Genomic DNA, 4,078 nt, shown 5'->3' with positions numbered 1-4,078 from the left:
AGGAAGGTGTTAAATTACTTGAGCCCACTGGAATTTTTGGTGGGTAAACGTGTGTCACTTATGTTGGCAATCTAGGAACTTCTCTATTCTTTTTCTTCGAGCTTGCTTAATTTCGGTTCTTCTTTGTTTACCGCTTTTCATTGGATGTTCCTTACCACTGAATGAGAGGAAAAAGTGGTGCTTTGCGGGTGGTGCGAAGGTTCATTAGGCCTGATAAAAATAAAAAAAGCGGGCATAAAGCCCGCTTTTAAATCCACCTGTGAGAGTGTTGGATTTTACTCCACGTAGCTCTCGATCGGTGGGCAGGAGCAGATCAGGTTGCGGTCGCCGTAGACGTTGTCGATACGGTTAGCAGCCGGCCATACCTTGTGCTCTTTTAACCACGCTGCCGGGCGCGCAGCGATATCGCGGGAGTAGCTGTGAGTCCACTCGCCGCTCATCACGTCCTCGAGAGTGTGAGGGGCGTTGTGCAGCGGGTTGTCTTCAGGGCTGTACTTACCGCTGGTGACGTCTTCCACTTCCTGGCGAATTGTCGCCATCGCCTCGATAAAGCGATCCAGTTCAGGCTTGGATTCACTTTCGGTAGGCTCGATCATCAGAGTGCCGGCTACCGGGAAGGACATGGTGGGGGAGTGGAAGCCAAAGTCCATCAGGCGCTTGGCGATATCCTCTTCAGTGATGCCGCTAGCCTCCTTGAGAGGACGCAGGTCAACCAGGCACTCGTGGGCCACAAAGCCATTGGTGCCGGTGTAGAGCAGGGAGTAGTGCTCACCCAGCTTCTTGGCCACGTAGTTGGCGTTCAGGATTGCCATCTCGGTCGCCTGCTTCATGCCCTGCTTACCCATCATACGGATATACATCCAGCTGATCGGCAGGATGCTGGCGGAGCCCCAGGGAGCGGCGGAGATGGTGCCGTTATCCAGCTTGGTTTCCGGTACTTCAGTCACCGGGTGGGCCGCCAGATAGGGCTTCAGGTGTTCGCCAACAGCGATCGGACCCATGCCGGGGCCGCCGCCACCGTGGGGGATACAGAAAGTTTTGTGCAGGTTCAGGTGGGATACGTCACCACCGAACTGGCCCGGAGCCGCTACGCCGATCAGGGCGTTCATGTTGGCGCCATCAATATAAACCTGGCCGCCAGCCTGGTGAACCAGATCGCACACTTCCCGGATACCTTCCTCGAACACCCCGTGGGTGGATGGGTAGGTGACCATCAGTGCGGCAACGCGGTCGCTGTGCTCTTCGATTTTGGCTTTCAGGTCTTCGATATCCACATTGCCTTTATCATCACAGGCAACCACAACCACTTTCATGCTCACCATCATGGCGGAAGCAGGGTTGGTGCCGTGGGCAGAGGCGGGAATCAGGCAGATATCGCGCTGGGTCTCGCCCTTCGCTTCGAAGTACTTCTTGATCGCAACCAGGCCTGCGTATTCGCCCTGGGAACCGGCATTAGGCTGCAGGCTAACGGCGTCGTAGCCGGTACAGGCGGACAGCATCTGCTGCAACTGGCGGAACATTTCCGCGTAGCCTTTCGCTTGATCTACGGGTGCGAAGGGGTGCAGTTTGCCAAACTCGGGCCAGGTGACCGGGATCATCTCGGCGGTGGCGTTCAGCTTCATGGTGCAGGAGCCCAGGGGAATCATGGAGTGATTCAGGGCGATATCCTTGGCTTCCAGAGACTTGAGGTAGCGCAGCATCTCGGTCTCGGAGTGGTAAGTATTGAATACCGGGTGGGTCATAAACTCGGTATCGCGCGCCAGGGGCGCGGGCACACCCAGGGAGCCTTTGCTAGCGATTTCACTGTCCAGAGTGTGCAGGTCAATGCTGTGCTCAGTACCGATAAAGGCATTAATCAGATCGGACACATCTTGCAGGCTAGCGGTTTCGCTCAGGCTTACGCCCAGGGCATCTTCACCGACTTTGCGCAGGTTGATCTCAGCAGCCAGTGCGCGCTGGTAGATCTCTTCCTGCTTGGCGCCAACGGTGATTGTCAGAGTATCGAACCAGCTGTCGTGGGCCAGATTAAAGCCTTCGCGCTGTAAGGCGGAAGCGAGGATATCGGCCAGGCGCTGGATGCGGGCGGCGATAGTCTTCAGGCCTTCGGGACCGTGGTAAATCCCATAGAAAGCGCTCATTACCGCCAGCAGAACCTGGGAAGTGCAGATATTGGAGTTGGCTTTCTCGCGGCGAATATGCTGCTCGCGGGTCTGCATGGCCATGCGCAGGGCACGCTTGCCTTTGCTGTCTACGGAAACGCCGATAATACGACCCGGTGCGGAGCGCTTGTAAGCTTCGCGGAAGGCGAAGAAACCGGCGTGGGGACCACCGTAGCCCATGGGGATGCCGAAGCGTTGGTTACAGCCAACCACTACGTCCGCACCCATATCACCCGGCGCCCGCAAGGCGACCAGGCTCATCAGGTCGGCGGCCACGGTGACCAGGGCGTTGGCTTCGTGCACCTTGGCGATAATGTCGGTCAGGTCGCGTACGCGGCCGGTGCTGCCGGGGTATTGCAGAAGGGCGCCGAACAGCTCGGTGGGGATATCTTTTTCCACATCGCCCACAACCACTTCGAAGCCGAAGTGTTCGGCGCGGGTTTTGACTACGGCAACAGTCTGCGGGTGGCAGTCCTGATCCACAAAATAGATGTTGGACTTATTGCGTTTGGCCTGGCGCTTACACATGGCCATGGCTTCCGCAGCGGCGGTGCCTTCGTCCAGCATGGAGGCGTTAGCCAGTTCCATACCGGTGAGGTCCATGATCATCTGCTGGAAGTTCAGCAGGCCTTCCAGGCGACCTTGGGCAATTTCTGGCTGGTAGGGGGTGTAGGCGGTGTACCAACCCGGGTTCTCCAGCACGTTGCGCAGGATCACGTTGGGGGTGATGGTGTCGTGGTAGCCCATACCAATAAAGGTGCGGTAGATCTTGTTGCGTGCCGCGATATCTTTCAGCTCTGCGAGGGCCTCAACTTCGTTGATCGCATCGGCCAGGTCCAGCTCATCGCTCTTGCGAATGGCCTCGGGCACGGTTTTCTCGATCAGCTCGTCGAGGCTGGCAACTCCGAGGGTTTCCAGCATGGCCTCTACCTGTTTGGCATCGGGGCCAATATGGCGATGGATAAAGGCGTCGTGTTGTTCCAACTGCTGCAGCGATGGTTGGGTCATAAACTTCGTTCCTGTAGTCGCAGGGAGTCGTCGCGGTGCGCTCGCGGTTAAAAATAGCACCTGGCCTCAGTACCGCTTTTCCTGTGGAAAGCCTCGGGCCTCCGCGTAGCGGATAGGCGAGGGTAACGCTTGGGAAAATCGGCTTGCTAGCGGCTCCACGGGCAGAATGCTCAGCCTGTGGGGGAGCCGGGCCATAGCGGCAGGCGCGCATCTTAGCAATCGGGGCGAGTAGGGGCAATCTGCGGGATTCTATCGAGGAAACTGCTAAATTTGGGCAGGAAAAGTGGGTTAAATCCTGTGAAATGGGGGTTGGGGAGATTTTGTTCTAGGTAGGGCTTCCCTAATTGGGAGATAAGGATAACTCAGGAGGATGAGGAGTGGTTCTTAGGGTTGGATGAGTTTGTTCAGCTTAAGATTAGGGCCGGCATTGAACGTCTAAAGCGATCAGGCCCCAGCCTTGGGAGACCTGATGTGGATACACTGTATGGTGCAAAGAAGGTCAAGAATTTAAAAGAGATGAGGGTGAATGCCCAAAATAGACCGTATAGAATTTTTTTTTTGCTTTTGATCCGGATAGAAAAGCCCTGCTTTTATGTAATGGTGTGAAAGATGGGGCGAATGAGAAAAAATTTTACAAAAAGAATATCGCATTAGCTGAAAGCTTATATGAGCAATATAACTGAGGTGTATTATGTTTAAAAAAAGCTCTAAACCTCTTGATGAGTTGGATAGGAAAATGAACCCTGAAATTCTTAAGCAGGCCAAAGAAGATGCCAAATCTTCTGAAGCACTAGGGAACCTCTGAATAATTCCGAGCCAATTTGGTAGTATTCAGTTATCCGTCAAGGCTACGATAGATCATGCACCAAGTCACCTTTGCCGAAGCAGAATACAATCTGAAGCGCCGTAAA

2 protein-coding genes and 1 pseudogene are annotated in these 4,078 nt (G+C 55.0%); 2 read left to right on the top strand and 1 reads right to left on the bottom strand.

The window, feature by feature from the left end:
• Positions 1 to 275: 275 nt before the first annotated feature.
• Positions 276 to 3,167: an aminomethyl-transferring glycine dehydrogenase gene (gene gcvP / locus ACCI51_RS19330; RefSeq protein WP_371845061.1), complete on the bottom strand. Its 2,892-nt coding sequence runs from the start codon at positions 3,165 to 3,167 to the stop codon at positions 276 to 278.
• Positions 3,168 to 3,518: 351 nt separating this feature from the next.
• On the opposite strand from gcvP, the gene ACCI51_RS19325 reads away from it, so the two are divergent.
• Complete coding sequence (locus ACCI51_RS19325) at positions 3,519 to 3,773, top strand: type II toxin-antitoxin system RelE/ParE family toxin (protein ID WP_371845063.1); 255 nt, start codon at positions 3,519 to 3,521, stop codon at positions 3,771 to 3,773.
• A pseudogene (locus ACCI51_RS19320) lies at positions 3,746 to 3,850 on the top strand (type II toxin-antitoxin system RelE/ParE family toxin); the annotation flags it as partial. The gene ACCI51_RS19325 and the pseudogene ACCI51_RS19320, both read left to right, overlap by 28 nt.
• Between the last annotated feature and the right edge of the window lie 228 nt (positions 3,851 to 4,078).

This window comes from Microbulbifer echini, assembly GCF_041447225.1.
Lineage (GTDB): Bacteria > Pseudomonadota > Gammaproteobacteria > Pseudomonadales > Cellvibrionaceae > Microbulbifer > Microbulbifer echini.
Note: the sequence above shows the minus strand (reverse complement) of the source record. Positions and strands in the feature narration are given on the sequence as shown.